Origin of the sequence: Vogesella margarita, assembly GCF_028548475.1 — a bacterium.
Lineage (GTDB): Bacteria > Pseudomonadota > Gammaproteobacteria > Burkholderiales > Chromobacteriaceae > Vogesella > Vogesella margarita.
In genome coordinates this window covers 237,047-262,142 of the sequence record NZ_JAQQLE010000002.1, presented here as the reverse complement: position 1 = coordinate 262,142, position 25,096 = coordinate 237,047, and the positions used below count along the sequence as shown (strand labels likewise).

25 protein-coding genes are annotated in these 25,096 nt (G+C 66.1%); 14 read left to right on the top strand and 11 right to left on the bottom strand.

What is annotated here, in order from left to right; translation table 11 throughout:
- The first annotated feature begins 133 nt into the window (after nt 1–133).
- The 7 genes from PQU96_RS03765 (at nt 134) to PQU96_RS03735 (ending at nt 7,663) form a co-directional block, all read left to right on the top strand.
- Nucleotides 134–814 (top strand): response regulator transcription factor, encoded by a 681-nt coding sequence (locus PQU96_RS03765; RefSeq protein WP_272770916.1) that lies wholly within the window; start codon nt 134–136, stop codon nt 812–814.
- A gap of 11 nt (nt 815–825) precedes the next feature.
- A complete protein-coding gene (locus PQU96_RS03760) occupies nt 826–2,244 on the top strand; it encodes a sensor histidine kinase (RefSeq protein WP_272770915.1) in 1,419 nt (472 codons plus the stop codon).
- Between the two features lie 302 nt (nt 2,245–2,546).
- Nucleotides 2,547–3,791 (top strand): ABC transporter substrate-binding protein, encoded by a 1,245-nt coding sequence (locus tag PQU96_RS03755; RefSeq protein ID WP_272770914.1) that lies wholly within the window; start codon nt 2,547–2,549, stop codon nt 3,789–3,791.
- Between the two features lie 110 nt (nt 3,792–3,901).
- Nucleotides 3,902–4,804, top strand: coding sequence for a carbohydrate ABC transporter permease (locus PQU96_RS03750; RefSeq protein WP_272770913.1), 903 nt, complete (start codon nt 3,902–3,904; stop codon nt 4,802–4,804).
- Nucleotides 4,797–5,654, top strand: a complete 858-nt coding sequence (locus tag PQU96_RS03745) for a carbohydrate ABC transporter permease (protein WP_272770912.1) — start codon at nt 4,797–4,799, stop codon at nt 5,652–5,654. Before PQU96_RS03750 ends, PQU96_RS03745 begins: the two co-directional genes overlap by 8 nt.
- Before the next feature lie 3 nt (nt 5,655–5,657).
- Nucleotides 5,658–6,767: an ABC transporter ATP-binding protein gene (locus PQU96_RS03740; RefSeq protein ID WP_272770911.1), complete on the top strand. Its 1,110-nt coding sequence runs from the start codon at nt 5,658–5,660 to the stop codon at nt 6,765–6,767.
- On the top strand, nt 6,767–7,663 hold the full coding sequence (locus PQU96_RS03735; RefSeq protein ID WP_272770910.1) for an aldo/keto reductase: 897 nt from the start codon (nt 6,767–6,769) through the stop codon (nt 7,661–7,663). The genes PQU96_RS03740 and PQU96_RS03735 overlap by 1 nt, the downstream gene beginning before the upstream one ends.
- Nucleotides 7,664–7,784: 121 nt before the next feature.
- On the opposite strand, the gene PQU96_RS03730 is transcribed toward PQU96_RS03735, so the two are convergent.
- Both PQU96_RS03730 and PQU96_RS03725 read right to left on the bottom strand, forming a co-directional pair.
- On the bottom strand, nt 7,785–8,267 hold the full coding sequence (locus PQU96_RS03730) for a hypothetical protein (RefSeq protein WP_272770909.1): 483 nt from the start codon (nt 8,265–8,267) through the stop codon (nt 7,785–7,787).
- Between the two features lie 220 nt (nt 8,268–8,487).
- A complete protein-coding gene (locus PQU96_RS03725; protein WP_272770908.1) occupies nt 8,488–8,910 on the bottom strand; it encodes an Lrp/AsnC family transcriptional regulator in 423 nt (140 codons plus the stop codon).
- A 129-nt stretch (nt 8,911–9,039) separates the two neighbouring features.
- Between PQU96_RS03725 and ctlX the strand changes: the two genes are divergently transcribed.
- Both ctlX and alaC read left to right on the top strand, forming a co-directional pair.
- Nucleotides 9,040–9,960, top strand: a complete 921-nt coding sequence (ctlX, locus tag PQU96_RS03720; RefSeq protein WP_272770907.1) for a citrulline utilization hydrolase CtlX — start codon at nt 9,040–9,042, stop codon at nt 9,958–9,960.
- Between the two features lie 160 nt (nt 9,961–10,120).
- Nucleotides 10,121–11,329, top strand: a complete 1,209-nt coding sequence (gene alaC / locus PQU96_RS03715; RefSeq protein WP_272770906.1) for an alanine transaminase — start codon at nt 10,121–10,123, stop codon at nt 11,327–11,329.
- Between the two features lie 129 nt (nt 11,330–11,458).
- On the opposite strand, the gene PQU96_RS03710 is transcribed toward alaC, so the two are convergent.
- The 4 genes from PQU96_RS03710 to PQU96_RS03695 form a co-directional block, all read right to left on the bottom strand.
- Nucleotides 11,459–12,001 (bottom strand): methylated-DNA--[protein]-cysteine S-methyltransferase, encoded by a 543-nt coding sequence (locus PQU96_RS03710; RefSeq protein WP_272770905.1) that lies wholly within the window; start codon nt 11,999–12,001, stop codon nt 11,459–11,461.
- Nucleotides 12,002–12,080: 79 nt separating this feature from the next.
- Nucleotides 12,081–13,307 carry an alanine racemase gene (gene alr / locus PQU96_RS03705; protein ID WP_272770904.1) on the bottom strand — a complete coding sequence of 409 codons (1,227 nt, stop codon included), beginning with the start codon at nt 13,305–13,307 and terminating at the stop codon, nt 12,081–12,083.
- A 232-nt stretch (nt 13,308–13,539) separates the two neighbouring features.
- Complete coding sequence (locus tag PQU96_RS03700) at nt 13,540–15,429, bottom strand: ribonuclease catalytic domain-containing protein (protein WP_272770903.1); 1,890 nt, start codon at nt 15,427–15,429, stop codon at nt 13,540–13,542.
- A 105-nt stretch (nt 15,430–15,534) separates the two neighbouring features.
- On the bottom strand, nt 15,535–16,026 hold the full coding sequence (locus PQU96_RS03695) for an Lrp/AsnC family transcriptional regulator (RefSeq protein ID WP_272770902.1): 492 nt from the start codon (nt 16,024–16,026) through the stop codon (nt 15,535–15,537).
- A gap of 158 nt (nt 16,027–16,184) precedes the next feature.
- On the opposite strand from PQU96_RS03695, the gene kynU reads away from it, so the two are divergent.
- A complete protein-coding gene (kynU, locus tag PQU96_RS03690) occupies nt 16,185–17,435 on the top strand; it encodes a kynureninase (RefSeq protein WP_272770901.1) in 1,251 nt (416 codons plus the stop codon).
- 75 nt (nt 17,436–17,510) lie between these two features.
- On the opposite strand, the gene PQU96_RS03685 is transcribed toward kynU, so the two are convergent.
- The 3 genes from PQU96_RS03685 to PQU96_RS03675 form a co-directional block, all read right to left on the bottom strand.
- A complete protein-coding gene (locus PQU96_RS03685; protein WP_272770900.1) occupies nt 17,511–18,281 on the bottom strand; it encodes a DeoR/GlpR family DNA-binding transcription regulator in 771 nt (256 codons plus the stop codon).
- Between the two features lie 209 nt (nt 18,282–18,490).
- Nucleotides 18,491–18,814 carry an MGMT family protein gene (locus PQU96_RS03680; RefSeq protein WP_272770899.1) on the bottom strand — a complete coding sequence of 108 codons (324 nt, stop codon included), beginning with the start codon at nt 18,812–18,814 and terminating at the stop codon, nt 18,491–18,493.
- Nucleotides 18,814–19,464 (bottom strand): MBL fold metallo-hydrolase, encoded by a 651-nt coding sequence (locus PQU96_RS03675; RefSeq protein ID WP_272770898.1) that lies wholly within the window; start codon nt 19,462–19,464, stop codon nt 18,814–18,816. The genes PQU96_RS03680 and PQU96_RS03675 overlap by 1 nt, the downstream gene beginning before the upstream one ends.
- Nucleotides 19,465–19,677: 213 nt before the next feature.
- On the opposite strand from PQU96_RS03675, the gene gap reads away from it, so the two are divergent.
- The 4 genes from gap (at nt 19,678) to PQU96_RS03655 (ending at nt 21,906) form a co-directional block, all read left to right on the top strand.
- Nucleotides 19,678–20,688: a type I glyceraldehyde-3-phosphate dehydrogenase gene (gene gap / locus PQU96_RS03670; RefSeq protein ID WP_272770897.1), complete on the top strand. Its 1,011-nt coding sequence runs from the start codon at nt 19,678–19,680 to the stop codon at nt 20,686–20,688.
- 263 nt (nt 20,689–20,951) lie between these two features.
- On the top strand, nt 20,952–21,266 hold the full coding sequence (locus PQU96_RS03665; protein WP_272770896.1) for an ElaB/YgaM/YqjD family protein: 315 nt from the start codon (nt 20,952–20,954) through the stop codon (nt 21,264–21,266).
- A complete protein-coding gene (locus PQU96_RS03660) occupies nt 21,266–21,652 on the top strand; it encodes a phage holin family protein (protein WP_272770895.1) in 387 nt (128 codons plus the stop codon). The genes PQU96_RS03665 and PQU96_RS03660 overlap by 1 nt, the downstream gene beginning before the upstream one ends.
- Complete coding sequence (locus PQU96_RS03655) at nt 21,649–21,906, top strand: hypothetical protein (RefSeq protein ID WP_272770894.1); 258 nt, start codon at nt 21,649–21,651, stop codon at nt 21,904–21,906. The genes PQU96_RS03660 and PQU96_RS03655 overlap by 4 nt, the downstream gene beginning before the upstream one ends.
- 195 nt (nt 21,907–22,101) lie before the next feature.
- Here PQU96_RS03655 and PQU96_RS03650 read toward each other — a convergent pair whose 3' ends face one another.
- On the bottom strand, nt 22,102–22,545 hold the full coding sequence (locus PQU96_RS03650; protein ID WP_272770893.1) for an Lrp/AsnC family transcriptional regulator: 444 nt from the start codon (nt 22,543–22,545) through the stop codon (nt 22,102–22,104).
- Between the two features lie 363 nt (nt 22,546–22,908).
- The gene (locus PQU96_RS03645) at nt 22,909–24,921 is read right to left on the bottom strand and encodes a BCCT family transporter (RefSeq protein WP_272770892.1); all 2,013 of its coding nucleotides are present in this window, start codon (nt 24,919–24,921) and stop codon (nt 22,909–22,911) included.
- Nucleotides 24,922–25,096: the final 175 nt, after the last annotated feature.

Sequence of the window (25,096 nt, the reverse complement as noted above, 5' to 3'; positions counted from 1 at the left end):
TCCCCCGCCTTCCGCCCTCCCTTCCGGGCGGACATGACAAAGGTTGGCCGCAGTGCGGCCAACCTTTCCCCTCGCCAAAGCCGGCGCGAGCTTCTAACATCACGGCTTGTCCCTGTCCGCCGCCGGATGCCCCATGAAACTGTTCCTAGCCGAAGACGACGCCGTCCTTGCCGATGCCCTGCTCACCCGCCTCGGCCAGCTCGGCTTCAGCGTCAGCCACGCCGCCGACGGCCTCGCCGCACAGCGGCACTTGCTGGCCGAACCGTTCGACGCGGTGATCCTCGATATCGGCCTGCCCGGCCAGAGCGGCCTGCAGGTGCTGCGCAACGTGCGCGTGCACAAGCCGGCACTGCCCATCCTGCTGCTGACCGCGCTGGACAGCATGGAAGACCGCGTCGCCGGGCTGGACGCCGGCGCCGACGACTACCTGGTCAAGCCCTTCGAATTCCCGGAACTGGAGGCGCGCATCCGCGCACTGCTGCGCCGCCACCGCGTCGCCGACAACGTGCGCGACGAGCTGCACTTCGGCCGCCTGCGCCTGGATCGCGGCGGCCAACGCGCATGGTGCGGGCAGCAGGCGCTGGAATTGTCGGCACGCGAACTGCAGCTGCTCGACATCCTGATGGCCCATGCCGACCGCGTGGTGACCAAGGAGCAGATCGCCGGAGAGCTGTCCGGTGATGGCGAGGAGGTCGGCGCCAACGCGGTGGAGGTGTACGTGCACCGCCTGCGCAAGAAGCTGGATGGCAGCGGCGTCGGCATCCGCGCGGTGCGCGGGCTGGGCTACCTGCTGGCCATCAGCGACGCCGCCTGAAGGTTGGCCGCATGAGTACGCCACCCGCCGCCCGCCAGCTGTCGCTGCGCCGCCAGCTGCTGCTGTGGCTGCTGCTGCCGCAGCTGGTGCTGTGGCTGGGCGCCGCCTTCCTCGCGCACAGCATGGCGATGAGCTACGCCAGCGAGGTCATCGACCGTTCGCTGGCCAAGTCCTCGCGCGCGCTGGCGCGGCAGGTGAAACCGTTCGGCAACGGCTTCTACATCGACTTCCCGCAGGCGGCGCGCGAGATCCTGGAGCAGGATCCGGACGACCGCATCTACTACATGGTCAGCTCGCCACCGGAGGCGTTCCTGCTCGGCGAGCCGGCGATGCCGCGACCGCCGGCCAGCCTGCAGCGCAAGCCGGGGGAAACCTTCTTCTACGATGGCCGCATCAAGCGGCTGGAGGTGCGTGTCGCCGCGCTGTACCTGCCGGCCGGCACCCCGGAGCGGCCGGAGCTGATGCTGGTGCAGGTGGCGAAAAGCCGGGCGCTGAACGCCGAGCTGGCGCGCAAGATCCTGCGCGACATGGGCCTGCCGCTGCTGGCGGTGATGCTGCTGACCAGCGTGCTGGTCTGGGCCGGCATCAGTCGCGGCCTGTCGCCGCTGCGCCACCTGCGCCGCAGCGTGGAAAACCGCTCGCCGCGCGACCTGGCGCCGATCGAGATCGACAACGCGCCGTCCGAGGTGCGCGCACTGGCGCGCGCCATCAACGAGCTGCTGCACGAGGTCGACGGCCAGGTGGCGCAGCAGCGCCGCTTCATCGCCGACGCAGCCCACCAGCTGCGCACGCCGCTGGCGGGGCTGAAATCGCAGAGCGAGCTGGTGCGCGCCGAGCTGGCCGCCACGCCGCCGGATGTCGCCAGCGCCAGCCGCCAGCTGCTGCAGGTGGAAACCAGCGTCGCGCGCTCCATCCGCCTGATCAACCAGCTGCTGGCGCTGGCGCGTGCCGAGCCGGAGGCCGGGCTGCAGCTGGCGGCGCTGGACCTGCGCCAGCTGGCGCGCGAGGTCACCAGCGAGGCGGTGCCGCTGGCGCTGGCGCGCGATATCGACCTCGGCCTGGAGGCCGCCGACGATGCGCTGCCGGTCGCCGGCCACGGCGGCCTGCTGCGCGAGCTGCTGGCCAACCTGATCGACAACGCCATCCAGTACACGCCGCCCGGCGGCGAGGTCACCGTCAAGCTGCTGCGCGGTGCCGGCACGGTGACGCTGCAGGTGTGCGACAACGGCCCCGGCATTGCCGAGAGCGAGCGCGAGCAGGTGTTCGCCCGCTTCTACCGCGGCCGCGCCGAAGGCCAGGGCAAGGGCTGCGGCCTTGGCCTCGCCATCGTGCAGGAGATCGCGCGCCGCCATCACACCCGCATCGAGCTGTCCGACAACCCGCCGCACGGCCTGGTCGCCAGCGTCGATTTCACGTTGTTGCCGCACTAAAACGGCGCCGCCAATTGGCCGCGTGTGTAGTTGACACACTACAGCGCCGTTTTTTGGTGCATCGCAACAAACCATTCTGCCTGCAAACACGAGCCTTTCGCCGATGTCATGACGCGGTGCACGATCCGCGTTCACTTCCTTACGCCATTCCCACCAAATCCTTACACAAAACTTACTAAGTCCCCGCTATAGTGCAGTCAATCCTGTGCGCCGCCCCGTTTTGGGAGTGCTGCCGCCGGGACACGATCATCCGCATCACAAAAAAATCCCTGCGGACATCACAACTACAGAAGGAGAGAGTTATGAAACTGAAACGTCTGAGCGCGGCCGTGCTGGCAGCCAGCCTGTTCCCTGTTGCCGCCCAGGCCGCCGACGTGGAAGTCCTGCACTGGTGGACCTCCGGTGGCGAAGCCAAATCCGTCGCCGAACTGAAGAAGATGATGAGCGCCCAGGGCGTGACGTGGAAGGATTTTGCCGTCGCCGGTGGCGGCGGTGACAACGCGATGACCGCGCTGAAGACGCGCGTGGTATCCGGCAACCCGCCGACCGCCGCCCAGATCAAGGGCCCGGCAATCCAGGAGTGGGGCGCCGAAGGCGTGTTGGCCGACATCGACGCAGTGGCCCGCGCTGGCAACTGGGACAAGCAGCTGCCGCCGGTGGTCAGCCGCGTGATGAAGTACAAGGGCAAGTACGTGGCCGCGCCGGTCAACGTGCACCGCGTGAACTGGCTGTGGGCCAACCCGGAAGCGTTCAAGAAGGCCGGCGCCACCGTACCGAAGACCTGGCCGGAATTCTTTGTCGCCGCCGACAAGCTGAAGAAGGCCGGCATCCAGCCTATCGCCCACGGCGGCCAGCCGTGGCAGGACGCCACCCTGTTCGAATCGGTGGCGCTGGGCGTGGGCGGTGCCGACTACTACAACAAGGCGTTCGTGAAGCTGGACAAGGCCACCCTCGCCGGCCCGACCACCGTCAAGGTGTTCGAGACCCTGGGCAAGGTGAAGACCTACATCGACAAGGGCGCCGCCGGCCGCGACTGGAACCTGGCCACCGCCATGGTGATCAACGGCAAGGCCGGCATGCAGTTCATGGGCGACTGGGCGAAGGGTGAATTCACCGCCGCCGGCAAGGTACCGGGCAAGGACTTCATCTGCACAGATGCACCGGGCACCCAGAACGCGTTCACCTTCAACATCGACAGCCTGGCGATGTTCCAGCAGAAAAACCCGGCCGCGGTGCAGGCCCAGGCCAAGCTGGCCGCCACCGTGATGAGCCCGGCATTCCAGGAAGTGTTCAACCTCAACAAGGGCTCGATCCCTGCCCGTCTCGACACGCCGATGGCCAAGTTCGACGACTGCGCGAAGAAGTCCAGCTTCGACATGAGCGCCGCCTCCAAGGGTGGCAAGCTGGTGCCGAGCTTCGCCCACAAGATGGCGATGCCGTCCGCCACCGAAGGCGCGATGGTGGACGTGATCTCGCAGTTCATGAACTCGAACATGACCGCGCAACAGGCCACCGAACGTCTGGCCCGTGCCGGCGCCGTGCGCTAAGCAGCGTGTGATCCGCGGTACCGGCGGCAAGCTGCCGCCGGTCTGACCGGTCCGCCCCGGGCGGGCGGAGCGGCCACCGTGTTTTTGTACCGAGACAGCAAGGAATCATCATGTCCGGATCTTCATCCCAAGGCCGCCTCGGCGCGCTGGCCGACCGCTGGCTACCCAAGCTGGTGCTGTCGCCAACGCTGGCGGCCAGCCTGATCTTCGTCTACGGCTTCATCGCCTGGACTGGCTGGCTCTCGTTTACCGAGTCCCGCCTGATGCCGCGCTACGAGTGGGCCGGTGTCGTGCAATACCAGGCGCTGTTCGAAAACGAGCGCTGGTGGACCGCTGCGGCCAACCTTGGCATCTTCGGCGGCCTGTTCATCCTGTTCTGCCTGCTGGTCGGCCTGCTGATGGCGGTGCTGCTGGACCAGAAAATCCGCGCCGAAGGCGCGCTGCGTACCGTCTACCTGTACCCGATGGCGCTGTCCTTCGTGGTCACCGGCACCGCCTGGAAGTGGATGCTCAACCCCGACATGGGCCTGCAAAAGGTGGTGGTCGACCTCGGCTTCACCGACTTCACCTTCGACTGGCTGGTCAATCCCGACATGGCGATCTACACCGTGGTCATCGCCGGCGTGTGGCAGAGCTCCGGCTTCGTGATGGCGCTGTTCCTCGCCGGCCTGCGTGGCATCGACGACTCCATCATCAAGGCGGCGCAGGTGGATGGCGCCTCGCTGCCGACCATCTACCGCCGCATCCTGATCCCCAGTCTGCGTCCGGTGTTCTTCAGCGTGCTGCTGATCCTGTCGCACATCGCCATCAAGAGCTTCGACCTGGTGATGGCGCTGACCGGCGGCGGCCCGGGCAATTCGTCCGACGTGCCGGCGATCTTCATGTACCAGTTCGCCTTTACCCGTGGCCAGCTGGGGGTGGGTGCCGCCTCCGCGATGATGATGCTGTTCACCATCGTCGCCGTGCTGGTACCGCTGATGTATATGGAAACAAGGAGTGCCAAACGTGTTTAAGAATCTTACCGTTGGCCGCGCGCTGGTCTACGCCGCGCTGCTCCTGATGGCCATCTACTACCTGTTGCCGCTGTACGTGATGCTGACCACCTCGTTCAAGTCGCTGGACGACATCCGCGAGGGCAACATGCTGGCGCTGCCGCAAGCGTGGCAGGGCGGCGCCTGGGGCAAGGCCTGGGCCACGGCCTGCACCGGCGTGGAATGCAACGGCATGCAGGGCTTCTTCTGGAACTCGATCAAGATGACGCTGCCGGCAGTGGCGATCTCGACCCTGCTCGGCGCCGTCAACGGCTACGTGGTGTCGATGTGGCGCTTCCGCGGTTCCGACGCACTGTTCACCATGCTGCTGGTCGGCTGCTTCATCCCGTTCCAGGTGGTGCTGCTGCCGATGGCGCAGCTGCTGGGCTACCTCGGCCTCGCCAACACCACCGCCGGGCTGGTGCTGGTGCACGTGGTGTACGGCACCGCGTTCACCACCCTGTTCTTCCGCAACTTCTACATCACGGTGCCAGACGAGCTGGTGAAGGCGGCGCGCATCGACGGCGCCGGCTTCTGGACCATCTTCTTCCGCATCCTGCTGCCGATCTCCGGCCCGATCTTCGTGGTCTGCATCATCTGGCAGTTCACCCAGATCTGGAACGACTTCCTGTTCGGCGTGGTGTTCGCCTCCGGCGAATCGCAACCGATCACGGTGGCGCTGAACAATCTGGTCAACACCTCCACCGGGGTGAAGGAATACAACGTGGACATGGCCGCGGCGATCATCGCCGCGCTGCCTACCCTGTTCGTTTACATGGTTGCCGGCCGCTACTTCGTGCGCGGCCTGACAGCCGGTGCCGTGAAAGGTTAAGAAATGGCAGCGCTTTCCATCAATAACGTGTGCAAGACCTACGCCAACGGCACCGACGTGCTCAAGGGCATCAATATCGCCATCGAGGACGGCGAGTTCCTGATCCTGGTCGGCCCCTCCGGCTGCGGCAAATCGACGCTCTTGAACATGATCGCCGGGCTGGACGACATCTCCAGCGGCGACATCGCCATCGGCAACAAGCGCGTGAACGAGCTGTCGCCCAAGGACCGCGACATCGCGATGGTGTTCCAGAGCTACGCGCTGTACCCGTCGATGACGGTGCGCGAGAACATCAGCTTCGGCCTGGAAATCCGCAAGACGCCCAAGGCCGACATCGACGCCACCGTCAAGCGCGTGGCCGAGATGCTGCAGATCACCCACCTGCTGGAACGCAAGCCGGGGCAGATGTCCGGCGGACAGCGCCAGCGGGTGGCGATGGGGCGCGCGCTGGCGCGCAACCCGGCCATTTTCCTGTTCGACGAGCCGCTGTCCAACCTCGACGCCAAGCTGCGCGTGGAGATGCGCACCGAGATCAAGCTGATGCACCAGCGCCTGAAATCGACCATCGTCTACGTGACGCATGACCAGATCGAGGCGATGACGCTGGGCGACAAGATCGCGGTGATGAAGGACGGCATCGTGCAGCAGTTCGGCAGCCCGCAGGACATCTACGACAACCCGGCCAACCTGTTCGTCGCCGGCTTCATCGGCTCGCCGTCGATGAACTTCATCCCGGCCACCGTGGTGCAGTCCGGCAGCGACATCGGCGTCAAGATCTGCGACGACAACGGCTGCGTGGTGCTGCCGCTGCCGCACGACAAGGCCAGGCTCGCGCAGTGGGTGGGCAAGGAAGTGATCTTCGGCATCCGCCCGGAACAGATCACCGACGCGCGCACCGCCTACCGCGACGGCCTGCCGGTGATGGCCTGCCACATCGACGTGATCGAGCCGACCGGCCCGGACACGCTGGTCTTCGTGTCGCTGAACAACACCAAGGTGTGCTGCCGCACCCACCCGACCGAGGCCAAGTATCCGGGCGAGAGCATGGAACTGGTGTTCGACGTGTCCAAGGCGGTGCTGTTCGACCCGAAAACCGAGGCGAGGATCGTGTAATGAGCCGGCTGACCTTGCAAGGGTTGGCCGCGGACGGGCCGCTGCTGTCACCGGTGGCGGCCGGCGTGTGGCGCCTGCACGAATGGGGCTTCGACGATGCGGCGCTGGCGGCGTGGGTGGAGCACGCCATCGCGCTGGGCATCACCACCTTCGACCATGCCGACCTGTACGGCGGCTTTCGCTGCGAGGCGCTGTTCGGGCGCTGGCTGAAGGCCAACCCGTCGCGGCGCGACGCCATCCAGCTGGTCAGCAAGTGCGGCATCAAGCCGCCGGATGCGGCGCGCGGCTGGCGGGTGAAACATTACGACACCAGCGCCGCGCACATCACCGCCAGCGTGCACGCCTCGCTGCAGCATCTGGGCAGCGACCACCTGGACCTGCTGCTGATCCACCGCCCGGACCCGCTGCTGGATGCCGACGAGGTGGCGGAGACCTTCGCGCGCCTGCGCCAGGCCGGCAAGGTACTGCACTTCGGCGTGTCCAACTTCACGCCGGCGCAGTACGCGCTGCTGGCGTCGCGCACCAGGCTGGTCACCAACCAGGTCGAGGCCTCGCTGCTGCATACGGCGCCGCTCATCGACGGCACCTTCGACCAGTGCCAGCAAGCCGGCGTGCGGCCGATGCTGTGGTCGCCGCTGGCCGGTGGCCGCCTGTTCGACGCTGCGGCCAAGCCGGCGCTGGCGGCCGAACTGGCACGGCTGGCCACGCGCTACGCGGTCACACCCGCCACCCTCGCGCTGGCCTGGCTCATGCGCCACCCGTGCCGGCCGCTGCCGATTATTGGCTCGCGCAAGCTGGCCGCACTGGACGAGGCGGCCGCCGCCTGCCGGCTGACGCTGGCGCGCGAGGACTGGTTCGCGCTGCTGCAGGCGGCGCACGGCCACGAAGTCGCCTGAGCCGGCACCGCTACACCCCGCAAAAAACGGCCGTCACGGCCGTTTTTTCATGCGCCCGCAGCCATCAAAAGTACCGCCCGGCGCCGTGCGGCCAACCTTGGCCGCAACGCGTGACGGCGTCTCAGGCGGCCGGCGCCTCGCGCGCCTGCAGCACCTTTTTGGCGACTTCGTAGCAGTCGTCCACGTGCGCGTTGCCGATCAGCTTCATCGCGCCAAAGCTGACCGACGCCGCCAGCGCCTGCCCCAACAGCGGCACGAACTTCGCCGCCGACTTGGTCGCCAGCCGCAGCCCGACCCGCTGCAGCAGCTTCAGCAGCAGCGGCCGCGTCACCAGCTTGCCGATCAGCTCGCTGCCGATGCTGGTGATGGCCACCAGCATGATCTTCTTCAGCTGCGGATCGAGCGCCTCGATCTGCTCCGGGCTGAGGCCGAACTTGCGGTTGATGGCCGGGATCATTTCCAGCAGCAGGCTGACATCGGCACCGATGTCCAGCCCCGGCACCGGCAGCACCGCGGCACCGGCGGAAAGGCCGGCGCGGCGGGTCACCATCGCCTTGCATTCGGCGCGCAGGGCGTCCAGTTCGGCCAGCGTGCGTGGCGGCATGATTGTTCCTTTCTGTTTCTTCTGTTCTGGTCTGGCGGCCTGCGGCCAACGTTGGCCGCAGGCCGCGTTAGAACCTGTTCAAGATCTCGTGAGCTAGAGCGAGACAAGGCAAAAACGACTGAGGAAGCGGAATTTACAAGCAGTAAATGAGCATTCCGAAGGCGTTTTTAACGCCGTATCGCCCCATTGAGATCAGTCGCAGCAGACATTGAACAGGTTCTTACACCTTGTGTGTCGACAACAAGATGCTGGTCTCGGTGGCGGCGATACCGGGGATCAGCCGGATGCGACCCAGCACGCGGTCGAACTGCTCCAGCGTGTCGGCGCGCAGCTCGGTGACGATGTCCCAGCGCCCGTTGGTGGAGTGCAGCGCGTACACGTGCGGCTCGCCGCGCAGCGCCTGCAACACCGCCTGCGCCTTGTTGCCTTCCACCGCGATGCCCATCCACGCGCGGATACGGTGCGCCTCTGCCTCCGGCTTCAGCCGCACGGTGTAGCCGATGATCACCCCGCTTTGCTCCAGCTTGTCGATGCGGTTCTGCACCGTGGCGCGCGACACCCGCAGCCGCTGCGCCAGCTCGGTCACCGACATGCGCGCATTGTCGCGCAAGAGCGCGATCAGCTGGCGATCTGTATCACTCATTGACATAACGCTACCCCAAAACATCAATCTGCCAGTTTTTCGCCGGAAAAGTGACAGATTGTCAACTTCAGTCTGGCGGCACGCGACCGGAGAATAAGCGACACCCGAACCAGACCGCTTCCCGCCGCCATGACCCATACCACCCGCAACATCGTGATGATCCGCCCCGCCCATTTCTTTTCCAATCCGGAAACCCGCGCCTCGAACCGCTTCCAGCAGCCGGACGCGGATAACGCGACGGCGCAGGCACGCGCCGTTGCCGAGTTTGACGGCTACGTGGCGGCATTGCGCGCCGCCGGCGTCGGCGTGCTGGCGATCGACGACGAGCCAGAGCGCAACACCCCGGATTCGATCTTCCCCAACAACTGGATCAGCATGCACCCCGACGGCCGCGTGTTCCTGTACCCGATGGAGGCGCCCAACCGCCGCCGCGAACGCCGCGACAGCGTGATCGCCCGCATCCGCGCAGAGTTTGCCGTCGGCGAAGTGTGCGACCTCAGCGCCTTCGAGGCGGAGGGCAAGTTCCTGGAGGGCACCGGTTCGATGGTGTTCGACCACGACGATCGTCTCGCCTACGTCTGCCGGTCCTCGCGCAGCCACCCCGAGGTGCTGGCCGCGCTGCTGCCGCGGCTGGGGTATCAGGCGCTGCTGTTCGACGCCGTCGATCGCGGCGGCGCCGCCATCTACCACACCAACGTGATGATGGCGGTCGGTAGCAGGCTGGCGGTGGTGTGCCTGGAGGCCATCCGGCCGGCGGCCGCCCGCGAGCGGGTGCGCGCGCAGCTGCAGCGCGACGGCAAACAGCTCATCGACATCGACTACACGCAGATGGAAAACTTCTGCGGCAACGTGATCGAGCTGGCCGACGCCGCCGGCAACGCGGTGTTCGCGATGTCGTCGCGCGCCTGGCACGCGTTCAGCCCGGCGCAGCAGGCGATATTCACCGCCCACGGCACGGTGGCGCAGGCGCCGCTGGACACCATCGAGCAGCTAGGCGGTGGCGGCGCGCGCTGCATGGTGGCCGAGAACTTCCTGCCCCGGCGCCCTTGAGCCGTCACGGAGCCGCCGCGCCCGCCCTGCGGCCAACGTTGGCCGCAAGGCCGGGCGCGACACTGGACAAGCGCCATGCCGGCCGCTTACGATGGCCCTTCCCCTGTGTCGGGGGAGCGTCGCTCGGACGGTTCCGGGCGCTTACGTTGAAGGATTCCCCATGTCGTCTACCGGCAAGCGCCGCTTTGCGCGCATCGATCGTCTTCCCCCCTACGTTTTCAACATCACCGCCGAACGCAAGATGGCCGCCCGCCGTCGTGGCGACGATATCGTCGACATGAGCATGGGCAACCCGGACGGCGCCACGCCGCCGCACATCGTGGCCAAGCTCACCGAAGCCGCACAGCGCCCGGACACCCACGGCTACTCGGCGTCGAAGGGCATCCCGCGCCTGCGCCGCGCGATCAGCCGCTGGTACCAGGAGCGCTACCAGGTGGACATCGACCCGGACAGCGAGGCCATCGTCACCATCGGCTCCAAGGAAGGCTTGGCGCACCTGATGCTGGCCACGCTGGACCGCGGCGACACCGTGCTGGTGCCGGACCCGAGCTACCCGATCCACATCTACGGCGCGGTGATCGCCGGCGCGCAGATCCGCAGCGTGCCGCTGGCGCCGGGCATCGACTTCTTTGCCGAGCTGGAAAACGCGATCCGCGGCAGCTACCCGAAGCCGAAGATGATCGTGATCGGCTTCCCGTCCAACCCCACCGCGCAGTGTGTGGAGCTGGATTTCTTCGAGCGCGTGATCGCGCTGGCGAAGAAGCACGACATCTTCGTGGTGCACGACCTCGCCTACGCCGACATCGTGTTCGACGGCTGGAAGGCGCCGTCCATCATGCAGGTGCCGGGCGCCAAGGACATCGCGGTGGAGTTCTTCACGCTGTCCAAGAGCTACAACATGGCCGGCTGGCGCATCGGCTTCATGGTCGGCAACCCGGACCTGGTCGCCGCGCTGGCGCGCATCAAGAGTTACCACGACTACGGCACCTTCACCCCGCTGCAGATCGCGGCCATCGCCGCGCTGGAAGGCGACCAGCAGTGCGTGAAGGACATCGCCGCCACCTACCAGAAGCGCCGCGACGTGCTGTACAAGGGGCTGATGGAAGCAGGCTGGCAGGTGGACCTACCCAAGGCGTCGATGTACATCTGGGCGCGCATTCCCGAGCACTACCGCAGCCTGGGCTCGCTGGCGTTTGCCAACCTGCTGTTGGACAAGGCCAAGGTGTCGGTGTCGCCGGGGGTCGGCTTTGGCGACTACGGCGACGAGTACGTGCGCTTTGCGCTGATCGAGAACGAGAGCCGCATCCGCCAGGCGATCCGCGGCATCAAGACCATGTTCCGCGCCGACGGCATCCTGCCGCCGGGCTGAGCCTGATTTCTGACGCTCACCGGATGCGGCTTCGCCTTATCCGGGTAACCAGACCGGCCAAACCATGCAAAACGCCGCCCACACAGGGCGGCGTTTTTTGTTGCGGCCAACGTTGGCCGCAGACCGGGATCAGAACAGCTGCGGCTGCGCGTCGCCGAAGCGCACGCGCTGCTCGTGCTGCAGCAGCCAGGCCTTGCGCTGCAGGCCGCCGCCGTAGCCGGTGAGGCTGCCGTCCTTACCAATCACGCGGTGGCAGGGCATGATGATGGACACCCGGTTGGCGCCGTTGGCGCCGGCCACCGCGCGGATGGCGGCGGGGTTGCCCAGGCGGTCGGCCTGCTGCTGGTAGCTGACGGTATCGCCGTAGGGGATGGTCTGCAGCGCCTGCCACACCTGCTGCTGGAAAGCCGTGCCTGGCAGGTGCAGCGCCACGTCGAAGCGCTGGCGGCTGCCGGCAAAATACTCGCCGATTTCGCGCTCGGCCTGACGCGTGTGGTCGTTTTCGCCGGCCACGATGCGGCAGCCCAGCAGCCGTTGCAGGTCGGCAAATTCGCGCTCGTTACGCTGGCTGACGGCAAACTCCAGCAGGCATACGCCCTGTTCGCTGGTGCAGACAAACATCGGCCCCAGCGGGCTGTGAAAACGGTGCAGGAGCAGGGCAGGTGGGGTCATGGCGATGGGCAGGCAGTCGGGGCAGGCCGCCAGTGTAACGTAGTGGCCGCCTGCCGTAGCCTGCCGTTTGGGCCGGCGTTTACTTCAGCCGGCGCGGGTTGCTGTTGCCCCATACCGTGTACAGGTCGGCCAGCAGCGCGCCGTTGATGTCTTCCATCTCGGTCTGGGTGATTTCAGCATTGCCCTGTTTGCCGAACAGCACCACTTCGTCACCCGGTTTCACGCCGGGGATGTCGGTGACGTCCACCATGGTGGTGTTCATCGACACCTTGCCCACGACCGGCGCGCGCTGGCCGTTGACCAGTACATAGCCCTTGTTGGTGAACACGCGGCGGTAGCCGTCGGAATAGCCCAGCGGCAGGTTGGCCAGCAGGCTGTCGCGTTTGAGGGTGTAGGTGCGGTCGTAACCGACGGTATTGCCGGCCGGGTAGGCGTTGACGGCGGCGACCCGGGTCTTGAACGCCATCACGCGGCGGTATTCGGTGTAGCTGGGAATGGTGTCGCCGTACAGCAGGCCGCCGGGGCGAACCATGTCGAGGTGGCTTTCCGGTACTTCCAGCGTGGCGAACGAGTTGGCCGCGTGCAGCGTCAGCTTGCTGCGGTCGAGGCCGGCGTTGTCGATCAGCCACTGGCTTTGCTGTTTGAATGCGGCCAACCCTTTGCGTACGTCGTCGGCGTCCTCTACGGCAAAGTGGGTCATGATGCCCACCAGTTGCAGGCCGGGTTGTTTCACCAGCGCCAGCGCGTCCTGGCGGCCTTGCTCGGTGGCCATTTCCAGCCCGTTGCGGCTCATGCCCGAAGAGTTCAGGCCCAGGTGGATGCGCAGGGTCTTGCCCTGTTTCTGCGCCAGCGCGCCGGCGGCACGGGCGTGCGCCAGGTTGCCGACCAGCTCTTCCATGTTGTAGCGCAGCGCGCCGCGGATCTCGTCCAGCGTGGCGGTACGCACGCGCATCAGGCGGCCCTTGAAACCTTTTTCGCGCACGATGCGCGCTTCTTCGTTGCTGGCCACGCCGATGCACGGCACGCCGGTGGCGATGACGGACGGCACCAGCAGCGCGATGCCGTGGCCGTAGGCGTCGGCCTTCATCACGGCGCAGATCTGCGACTTGCCGGCGAGGCGGGTTTGCAGCTGGCGGATATTGTTTTCGAAGGCGGCCTTGTCGATTTCTACCCAGGCATTGTCGGCGGGAGCGGCGGCGGCGGTACGCGCCGGGGCGACGGCGTCCAGCACGGGGGCGGACAGGGCGGGCTGTGTGCCCAACAGGGTGGCCAGGCTCAGGGCCAGCAGGGTACGACGGAACGGCATGAATTCTCCTTTGCGTGCATCGCCAGGCTTGTGTTGGACCGGCAGCCAGACGGCAGGCCGGAGCGATGCCGACATGCTATGCCATTGAATATTTTATATGGTTATAAAAATGCGACATGAAATTGTCACAAACCGTGGGCCCCGTCCGGAACGGCGACACCGGCAGACATGACAAGGCCCCGCCGTGGCGGGGCCTTGTCATGTCGCGTGCGGCCAACCCTGGCCGCAACACTCAGGCCGGTTGCTCGATTGCCGCTGCGGCTGGCTGCTGCTTGCGCTCGACGACCTCGATGAAGCGGAACTCGATCTCCTGCATCAGCTCGTCGATGCGGATGATCTGCAGCTTGATGCGGTCGCCGGCGGCCAGCTCCGGCAGGCCGGGGATGCGCTGGCGCATCGGCACGCCGTCGATGCGCACCAGGTCTTCCTTGATGTAGCTGGCGGTCGGCTCGCTGATGCCTTCCTGGCTGAACCAGCGCAGGCACCAGAAGTGCTCCATCTTGTCCTGGAAGCCGAGGTAGGCGCTGTAGGCGGCGTCGAAGTCGCGCAGCAGCGCGAACAGCATCGCGTCGCCCTGCGGGTATTGCGGCGTCTCGCCGCGGATCATCGCCACCAGCTGGCGCTGGTTGACGAAGTCCGACGCGCGGCGCAGCGGCGAGGTGCTCCACGCGTACTGCGCGACGCCCAGGCCGATGTGCGGCTCGGGACGGGTGGTCATGCGCACCTTGCCCATGCTCTGCGCGCGGTACATCGCCGGGATGTCGGCCTCGGCCAGCATGCGCCCCCACTCGCTGTTGGCGAGGATCATCAGCTCGGACACCAGCTTGTCCATCGGCGAGCCGCGCTTGCGCACACTGATGATCACCTTGCCGTCGACCACGTTGAAGTTGTAGTCGACCTGCGGCGGGCGGTTCGGGTCCGGCGTCTTGCCGCGGAAGGCCTCGCGCGCATTGGCGAACTGCCACAGCCACACCAGTTCCTTCTTGAACGCGTAGTCCGGGCCGAAGCCGTCTGCGGCCAACGTTTCCTCGTTGAACACCTGTTCCAGCTGGTCGTGGCGCAGGTTGGCCGCGATGTTGACGCGCTCGATGCGGTTGTCGAACGCCACCAGCGAGAAGTCCGGCGCCACCTCCACGTACAGGCTTAGTGCCGGGCAGGCCTGGCCTTCCTGCAGCGTGAACTGCTGCACCACGTCGTCCGGCAGCATGGTGATCTTGTCGCCGGGGAAGTAGACGGTGGACAGGCGGTTGTGCACCAGTTTCTCGATGTCGGAGCCGACCGCCACGCCCAGCGTCGGCGCCGCGATGTGGATGCCGACGCGGATGTTGCCGTTGTCCAGCCACACCACCGACAGCGCGTCGTCGATCTCGGTGGTGGCGGCGTCGTCGATGGAGAAGGCGGCCACGTCGGACAGCGGCAGGTCGGCCGGCACGGTGGCCGGCGCGTAGTTGCCGAAGCCCAGCCCTTTCGGGAAGTGCTCCAGCTGGAAGCCGGCCATCAGGTAGTCCGGCACCGACGGGATGCCGCCGACGTGGTGCGCCAGGCGCAGCGGCGGCAGGCCGCTGGCACGGCTGGCCTGGTCGAAGGCCTTGAACTCGAGGGTGTTCTTGTCCGGGCGGTACAGCAGCGGCATCAGGTGGCTGCGGATCGCGTCCGGCAGCGTGCCGGCCACCAGTTCGGCGGCCCAGGCATCGACCTGTTCCTGCTCGCGCTTCTTGCGCTCGATGCCAGCCAGCGCCGCCTTCAGCGTCTCTTCCGGTGCCGACTTGAAGCGGCCCTTGGCCTTCTTGTAGAAGTACATCGGCGCCGCGTACAGCTTGATCAGGATGGCGGCCGATTCGAACGCGTTCGGCGCGTGGCCGAAGTAGTCGGCGGCCAGGGTGTCGAAGCCGAATTCCTCGTCGCCGCAGCATTCCCACAGAAAGTCGACGTCGATGTCGGCCGCAATCGCCTCGGCCGCGGGCAGGAAGTCCTGCAGCGCGCTGGAAAACTCCAGGAACACGTTGGCGGCCTTGATCTTGGCGCGCTTGCCGTGCTGGGTGTCGACTTGCAGGCTGGCGTCATTGCGGGAGACGATGCTGCCCACCTTGAAGCTGCCGCTTTCTTCGTAAAAGACGTTCATGCTGGCTCTGCGGGACAGGTGCGCCCCGGATCGTAGGTGAAACCGGAAAGTATACCAGCAGCGCCCCGCATCCCGCCGCGCCATCGCACCGCGGTGTGGGTTTTGTCACGACACGCCGCCGCGCGTGGCCTTGTCCGCCAGCGGCAGCACGCCGCGCTGGTCCTTGATGGTCTGCATCACGATGTAGGAACAGATGTCGCGCATGCCCGGCAGCTTGTTCAGCTTGTCGACGACAAAGGCGGAAAACGCCGCCAGATTGGCGCAGCGCACGTGCAGCATGTAGTTGCACGGTCCGGCGACGATGTAGGCGGCGGCGACCTCGTCGAAGGCCTGCACCTGCTGCAGGAAGGTGTCGTGCCAGTCGTCGCGGCTGCGGTCCAGGCTCACCTGCACCATCGCCTCCAGCTCGAAACCCAGCCGCGCCGCGTCCAGCTCGGCGCGGTAGCCGCGGATCAGGCCCGTTTCTTCCAGCGCGCGCACCCGGCGCAGGCAGGCCGACGGCGACAGCGCCACCCGATCGGCGAGGTCCTGGTTGCTGAGCCGGCCGTTGTGCTGCAGCGCCGCCAGAATGCGCCAGTCGATCGCGTCCAGTTGCATTTGCAAGACTCCACGAATTAATCACCGTAAAAGTAAATATTCTGCGAAACAAGGCACTTTCACAATGCGAACTTGCAATTTTTCCGGCGGGCGACGCTGCTAAGCTATGTTCATGGCTGCACCGTTGCGGCCAACCCTAGTCCACAAGGAGCCCAACCATGCTTAGCCGTAACGACTGCCTGCAGGCCGACCAGCAGGACCCGCTTGCCCGCTTCCGCCAGCAGTTCGCGCTGCCCGCCGACACCATTTATCTGGACGGCAATTCGCTGGGCGTGCTGCCACAGGGCGCGCTGGCGCGCAGCCAGCAGGTGATCGCCGAGCAGTGGGGGCAAGGCCTGATCCGCAGCTGGAACGACGCCGGCTGGTTCGAGCTGCCAGCGCGGCTGGGCAACAAGCTGGCGGCGCTGCTGGGCGCCGGCGCCGACGAGGTGGTGGTCACCGACACCACCTCGCTCAACCTGTTCAAGGCGCTGGCCGCCGCGCTGCGCATCCAGCAGCAGGCGCATCCGGCGCGGCGGGTGATCGTGTCCGAACGCGACAACTTCCCCACCGACCTGTACATGATCCAGGGCATGATCGACCTGCTGCAGCAGGGCTACGAGCTGCGCCTGACCGACGAGGCGCTGCCGCTGGAAGCGGCGCTGGACGACAACGTCGCCGTGCTGCTGCTGTCGCACGTGAACTACCGCACCGGTGCCATGTACGACATGGCGGCGACCAACGCCCTCGCCCACCGCCACGGCGCGCTGACGATCTGGGATCTGGCACACGCCGCCGGCGCGGTGCCGCTGGCGCTGAATGCCGCCGACGCCGACTTTGCCGTCGGCTGCACCTACAAGTACCTGAACGGCGGCCCCGGCTCGCCGGCCTTCATCTGGGTGGCGCCGCGCCACCAGGACCGCTTCTGGCAGCCGCTGTCCGGCTGGTGGGGCCACGCGCGGCCGTTCGAGATGGGCAGCGACTACCAGCCGGCCGGCGGCATCCGCCGCTTCCTGTGCGGCACGCAGCCCATCGTGTCGCTGGCGCTGCTGGAGTGCGGGCTGGACATCGCGCTGCAGGCGGACATGGACGCGGTACGGCGCAAGTCGCTGGCGCTGACCGACCTGTTCATCGAACTGGTGGAGCAGCGCTGCGGCGAGCACCCGCTGACGCTGATCACCCCGCGCGATCATGCGCGGCGCGGCAGCCACGTCAGCTACCGCCACCCGCACGGCTTTGCCGTGATGCAGGCGCTGATCGCCGCCGGCGTGATCGGCGACTACCGCGAGCCGGAAGTGCTGCGCTTCGGCGTCACCCCGCTCTATCTCGGCTACACCGATATCTGGGACGCGGTCGACACCCTGAAACGGATCCTCGACAGCGGTAGCTGGGACGCGCCGCAATTCCACCGTCGCGGCGCGGTGACCTGAGCCTGCGGCCAACCTTGCACAAACAAACAGGGCACCCGCGGGTGCCCTGTTTGCTATGCGTTGCCGGCTGGCGCCTTACAGCGGATCGGCCAGATACATGCGCACGCTGTGGTCTTCCAGCAGCTTCTTCAGGCTCTCCGGCGGCATCGCGTCGGTGAAGATGGCGTTGAATTCGCTGATGTGGCCCATGCGCACCAGCGCGTTGCGGCCGAACTTGCTGTGATCGGCGGCGAGGAAGCGGTGACGCGCGTTGTTCATCATCGCCTGCGCCACGCGCACTTCGCGGTAGTCGAAGTCGAGCAGCGAGCCGTCGGCCTCTATTCCCGACACCCCGATCACCGCGTAGTCGACCTTGAACTGGTTGATGAAGTCCAGCGTCGCCACCCCGGTAATGCCGCCGTCGGAGGAGCGCACCACGCCGGAGGTGATCATCACCGTGAAGTCGGGATTGGTGGACATGATCGAGGCGACGTGGATGTTGTTGGTGATCACGCGCAGCCCCTTGTGGGTGGTGGTCAGCGCCTGCGCCACCGCCTCGATGGTGGTGCCGATACTCATGAACAGCGAGGCATGGTCGGGGATGTTCTCCGCGATCATGTCGGCGATGTGCTCTTTTTCGCTCTGCAGCTTGCCCTTGCGCGCGAAGTAGTCCTCGTTCTCCACGCTGCTGCCCAGCGCGGCACCACCGTGGTAGCGGCGCAGCAGGTTGGCCTCGCACAGCTGGTTGATGTCGCGGCGGATGGTCTGCGGGGTAACGTCCAGCAAGCGGGCGAGCTCTTCAATCGGCATAAAGCCGTTTTCGCGCACCAGCTGCAAAATCTTGTCGTGTCTGGGTGATCGGCTCATGGCAGCAAGTTCGTAAACGAAAATTACAGCTTAGTCTTTAACATAGTTGCTACACAAACCGCAACTTTTCGGCGCCAAAAACGAACCATTTGCCATAAAAAAGCGCCGCTGCTGTCGCGGCGGGCGTGATGTTCCGCACTAGCGCGCAAGGCCGGCACAGGGGGCGTTACCCGCAGGGCGACGCGCCAGTGCCGGACGCGCACACCGCTTCAGCGCAGGAAGTGCTGCGGCGGCCAGCCGTAGCGGAACAGGTCGACGCGGCCCTTGCCGTCCAGTTCGATGCCGTCCTGCTCCAGCAGCAGGCGCTGGTAGTCGGCACTCTCGCTGCCCGGCCGCGCGATGCGCCCGCCGCTGCCGACCACGCGGAACCACGGCAGCGCCAGCTCCGCCGGCAGCCGCCCCAACAGCGCGCCGACATGACGCGCGTGGCGCGGGTAGCCGGCCAGCGCCGCCAGCGTGCCGTAGGTGCTGACCCTGCCCGGCGGGATGTCGCGCAGCGCACGCAGCACCGCGTGCTCGAACTCCGGCGCCATCAGCCGTAGCGGCGGTCGGCAACGAAGGGGTTGCTGCGCCGCTCCTCTCCTATAGTGGTAAAGGGACCATGGCCCGGCACCACCACCATGTCGTCCGGCAGCGCGAACAGCTTGCCGCGGATGGCCTCGATCAGCTGCTGGTGGTTGCCCATCGGGAAGTCAGTGCGCCCGATGCTGCCCTGGAACAGCACGTCGCCGACGATGCAAAGGTTGGCCGCATGACTGACAAACACCACATGACCCGGGGTGTGGCCGGGACAGTGCAGCACGTCCAGCACTTCCTCGCCCACCGTCACCGTGTCGCCCTCTTCCAGCCAGCGCTCCGGCGTCAGTGGCTCGCTGCGCGGGAAGCCGAACATGGTGCCCTGGCTTGGCAGCTGGTCGAGCCAGAAGCTTTCCGCGCGCTGCGGGCCTTCGATCCGCACCCCCAGCGCGTCGGCCAGCGCGCGGGCGCCGCCGGCGTGGTCGATATGGCCGTGGGTGAGCAGCAGTTTTTCCACCGTCAGCCCGTGCTCGCGCACGAAGGCCAGAATGCGGTCGATATCGCCGCCGGCGTCGACCACGGCGGCGCGGCGGGTGACGTCGCACCAGATCACGGAACAGTTTTGCTGGAACGGCGTCACCGGGACGACTTGCAGTTGCAGGGACATGGCAGGCATCACTTGAAGAAAATCGGTCCCGCGATTGTGGCACGGGCGGGCGGTGCGGCCAACCTTGCCGCCGCCGGCAAGCCCCTGCGGCAAGTGTTGGTAATCCACCCCTTACAGCGATGTAGTCGGTTGAGTACATCGCCCGTTGCGGCAACGATACCATTCATCGTGACGCGACAGTGCGTCCGGCCAAACACATAACGAGGAGTCATCATGGCACTGAAACTGGCAATCAACGGTTATGGCCGTATCGGCCGCATGGTTCTGCGCGCTTGGCAGGAACGCTTCGCCGAGCAGGATATTGAGATCGTTGCCATCAACGACCTGGGCAACCCGGAACTGCACGCCCACCTGACCAAGTACGACTCCATCCACGGCCCGTTCCCGGGCAGCGTGGAACTGGCCGGCGACAAGCTGGTGGTGAACGGCAAGGCGATCCAGCTCTTGTCGGTCCGCAACCCGGCCGAACTGCCGTGGGGCGAGCTGGGCGTGGACATCGTGCTGGAATGCACCGGCATCTTCACCAAGCGCGACAAGGCCGGCCTGCACCTGCAAGCCGGTGCCAAGAAGGTACTGATTTCCGCGCCGGCCGACGACGCCGACGCCACCATCGTCTACGGCGTCAACCATGGCACCCTGCGCAACGAGATGAGCATCGTGTCCAACGCCAGCTGCACCACCAACTGCCTGGCACCGCTGGTGCAGCCGCTGAACGACACCATCGGCGTCGCCCACGGCCTGATGACCACCGTGCACTCCTACACCAACGACCAGGTGCTGCTGGACACCGAGCACAGCGACCTGCGCCGCGCCCGTTCCGCCGCGCTGTCGATGATCCCGACCAAGACCGGCGCCGCCGCCGCCGTGGGCCTCGTGCTGCCGGAACTGAAAGGCAAGCTGGACGGCTTCGCCGTGCGCGTGCCGACCGCCAACGTGTCGCTGGTGGACCTGACCTTCACCGCCAGCCGCGACACCACCGTCGCCGAGGTAAACGAGATCGTCACCGCCGCCGCCAATGGCGCGCTGAAGGGCGTGCTGGCGGTGAACACCCTGCCGCTGGTTTCCATCGACTTCATGCACAACCCGGCGTCCAGCGTGTTCGACGCCTCGCTGACCCGCGTGATCGAAGGCCGCCAGGTGAAGGTGCTGTCCTGGTACGACAACGAGTGGGGCTTCTCCAACCGCATGCTGGACACCGCACGCGCCTGGGCTGCCGCCAAGTAATTCCCCGGCGCCCGTGTGGAGACGGGCGCCTCGTTCTTTGGTTCTGTTGCTTCTTCGTGCATAAATCGTTTGCCTGCCCGTCATCGGGCAGGCTTTTTTACGTCTATGCTCAAACCTGCCGGTGCGGAACCTTCTGCCGCCGGCACGGCCCATACCGTACCAGCCATGACAATGCACTGGCTGCCCGGCCAGACCGGCCGCCCCCGCGTACGGTGCCGGAACTTGCGTTTTCCACGTCGAGATCTTCTTCCAAGGAGGTAGTCATGCCCGATCAGATCCTTAACGCCGAGAAAGAACAACTGCTGGCCGATGTGCGCAGCGTGCTCAACCACACCGAGGAGCTGCTGGCCGGTGCCGGCGAGGAAGGCGGCGCCAAGGCGCAGGAGCTGCGCAACAAGCTCGGCGCCAACCTGAAGCTGGCCAAGGAGCGGCTGCTGGAGGCGGAAAAACTGACGGTGGCCAAGGCTAAGGCAGCGGCCAAGGTGACCGACCAGTACGTGCATGAACACCCGTGGAAAGCGATCGGCATCGCCGCCGCCATCGCCTTCCTGCTCGGCCTGCTGGTCTCGCGCCGCTGATGGCGGACACGCCGCGCCCGCGTCCGGGCAGTCTCGCCTCGCTGCTGCACGGGCTGGGCGCGCTGCTGTCCAGCCGTGCGGAGCTCGCGCGGCTGGAGTGGCAGGAACAACAGGAGCGCCTGCTGCTGCAGACCATGCTGGCGGGGCTGGCGGTGGTGCTGTTGCTGGCGGCGCTGGTCGCGCTGCTGCTGTTCGTCGCGCTGGTGACGCCAGCGGCGTGGCGCGCCACGGTGATGGGGGTGCTCGCGCTGCTGCTGGCCGGCAGCGGCATCGGCCTGCTGCTGGCGTTGCGGCGTCGGGCGGAACGCGCGCCGGCGGCGTTCTCCTGCACACTGCAGGAACTGCGCAAGGACTGGCAGGCACTGTCCGGCAAGGAGCAGCCATGACCCGGGCGCAACGCGAACAGCACAAGCAGTTGCTGCTGCTGAAAGGCGAATTGCTGCGCATGCAGCTGACGCTGGAAGCCGAACGCTGGCGCCAGCCGGCACAGCTGCTGCGCGAGGGCGCGAGCCTGTTCGGCACGCCCGCCGTCGGCGGCCTGCTCGGCAGCGCGCTGTTGCTGCTGCGTCACGGCAGGCTCAGGCGCTGGCTGAAGTGGCTGCTGCCCATCCTCGGCCTGTGGCGGCTACTGCGGCGCTGAGAACCTGTTCACGATCTGCTGCGCTTCGTGAAACGTTACACGGTGAGTATGGCTTCGGCATGCTTGTTTATCTCCAGCCCAACGCCGCTTCCCCAGCCGTTTTCGCCTTGTCTCGCGTGAGCGCGCTAGACCGTAAATACGTTCTGACGGTAACGCCAGTCGGCGGCGGCCGGTGTCCCGAGTCGCCGCCGCCGGTTATTCGTCGTCGCGCCAGCCCGGCATCCGCGAGCCGACCGGCACGTCGATCACGATCGAGGTCTTGGTGTCGCCGTACTGCATCAGCCGCGCGATCACCTGCTGCAGGGTGCTCATATTGTCGACCGCCACCTTGATCATCAGCCCGCTGCTGCCGGTGATCGAGTAGCACTCGGTAATCTCCGGCATCGTCTTCAGCGTCTCCAGCACGCCGTAGTACTCCAGGTTTTTCACCGTCAGCTCGATCAGACACTGTATCGGGTAACCCAGCTTTTCCGGGTTGATTATTGCCCGATAGCCGGATATGACACCGGAACGTTCCAGCTTTTCCACTCTTTCGGCAACGGCCGGTGCAGACAGGCTGACGCGGCGCGCCAGTTCGGCGTAGCTGAGACGGGCGTTATCATGCAGTGCAGCAACGATTTTGCGGTCAAACTTGTCCATGCTTTGGATTCGAAAGTAAATTTGCCAAAAATAAATTGTATACAAAGAGCATCGCGAATAAAACCTTTGATTACCTGTTATCGGGCGGCAACAAGCCACGTACAATTCGCCCCGTGTTGGCAGTAGCGGGTCCGCGCCCGAGACTGTCGACTTCTGGATACGTATGAGGGTGTCGGTGTTGCTGGCATCTTTGAACTGTTCTGGTGATCTCTTTGTCCCTGGTCTTTGTGTTTGTGGCCCAACTGGCCGCAAACCGACCCTTAGTCGCCTGTCCCTCACCGGACAGGCGTTTTTTTTTTGCGCCGCGCCAGCCCTGCGGCAACAAGGTTGGCCGCAAGCGGACTTGCGGCCAACCTTGTCCGCTCAGGCGTGCGCCGGCGCGGCGCTGAGCAGGCGGGAATGCTCATCCTGCAGCAGCGCCAGATAACGCTCGTACTGCTTCAGCACATCGGCGATCACTTCCTGCTGCTGCAGGTAGGCGATGTTGTAGCCGGCGCGGCCATCCGCAAAAAAGGTCACCGGCTGATAGTTGTGCGGCCGCTGCCCGGATGGCAGGGCGGCATCGCGCAGCACAAAGGCGGGGATCGCCTGCTGCACGCAGCGTACACCGTAGACAAAGTCGCGCAGTGACGGCTGCGGAATGGCCAGCTGCAGCGTACCGTTGGCCGCATCGCGTGTCACGCTCGCCGCCACGCCTCGGGCGCGCATTTCCGTCGCCACGCTCTGCAGGGCCGGCTCGACCTGCTCGTCGATGAAGCGTTGCACCTCTTCCGCCTGCGGCTGGTTCAGTATCACCGCCAGGCGCTGGCGCCAGTGATGGCCGCTCCAGAACGAGGTGGCCGGTGCCAGCGCGCGGGTGGCATGGCGGCGGTCGGCCTGCAGCCCCAGCAGCAGCCCGTAGCACAACACCAGCATGATGGCCGCGAATGGCAGCGCGCTGAGCAGCGTCATCGCCTGCAAGGCCTTCAGGCCACCCGTCGTCAGCAGGATGCCGGCCGTCAGCGCCAGCAACAGCACCCAGAACACGCGCTGCCACAGCGGCGACCGGGTCGCCCCGCGCGTGGCGATGGCATCCAGCACCATGGCACCGGAGTCGGCCGAGGTCACGAAGAACACCGCCACCAGGACGACCGCGATGCCGGAGGTCAGCTGCGGGTAGGGCAGATAGTCGAAGAAGCGGAACAGCAACGCATCGACATTGCCTGCCGCCGCCCCCAGTGCCCCGGCGGCGACATGGCTGTCCAGCCAGATGGCACTGTTGCCAAACACCGTCATCCACAGCAGGTTGAACAGCGACGGCACCAGCAACACGCCGATGATGAATTCGCGGATGGTGCGCCCGCGCGAAATGCGCGCGATGAACATGCCGACGAACGGCGACCACGAGATCCACCATGCCCAGTACAGCAGCGTCCAGCCGCCGAACCAGCCCTGCATGTCATTCTCGCTGTAGCTGAAGGTACGGAAGGTCAGCATCACCACGCCGGACAGATAATGGCCGATGTTCTCGCTGAAGGCATTCAGCAGGTACAGCGTCGGCCCGGCCAGCAGCACGAACAGCAGCAGGCTGCCGGCCAGCGCCAGATTCATCTCGCTCAGATGGCGCACACCCTTATCCAGCCCGGAAGCCACCGACAGCCCGGCCAGCGCCATCACCGCCCCGATCAGCCCCAGCTGGAAGCCCAGCCCGGACGTTTCCCAGCCGGTCAGAGTGGCGAGGCCGGCACTGATCTGCAGCACGCCGTAACCCAGCGTGGTGGCAATGCCGAATACGGTGCCCACCAGCGCGAACACATCCACCGCGTGGCCGAACGGACCGTTGATGCGTTCACCCAGCAGCGGATACAGGCCGGAGCGCACCGTCAGCGGCAACTGGTAACGGAAGCCGAAATAGGCCAGCACCAGCCCGACCACACCGTAGATCGCCCACGCGTGCAGCCCCCAGTGCTGGAAGGTGGTCAGCATCGCCACCTGCGCCGCCGCCGCCGGCGTGGCCGTCGTGGTGGGCGGGGCAAGGTAGTGCAGCATCGGCTCGCCGACACCGAAATACATCAGGCCGATGCCCATGCCGGCCGCGAACAGCATCGCCAGCCACGAAGTAAACGAGAAATCCGGCCGCGACTCGTCCGGCCCCAGCCGGATATCACCGTAGCGGCTGACCGCCATGGCCAGCAACAGCAGCAGGAAGATCGCCACCGCCAGGATGTAGAACCAGCCGAAGTGATGGATCACCCACTGCTGCGCCAGTAAAAAGGTGTGTTCGGCACTGCCGGGCAGCAGTACCGACCACGCCAGCAGACTGCCGATCAGCAGCAGGCCGGGAATAAACACCGGCCATGCCAGTGTGGTGTTACGGGAGGAGACAACGTTGTCCATGCTTTCCCTTCAAGACTTGGGTGGCAGGATGTCGCGGGAGCGTCCAGATCGCGGCAGAAGCCGCAGGATGGCAGGTAAAGCGTGATGATCGGCCGGTAGCCGAAGCGGGCTGGACGCGTCACGGCGCGACGCGAGAGGCGGCATTTTACGCCACAATTAATTTTTGCACAAAACT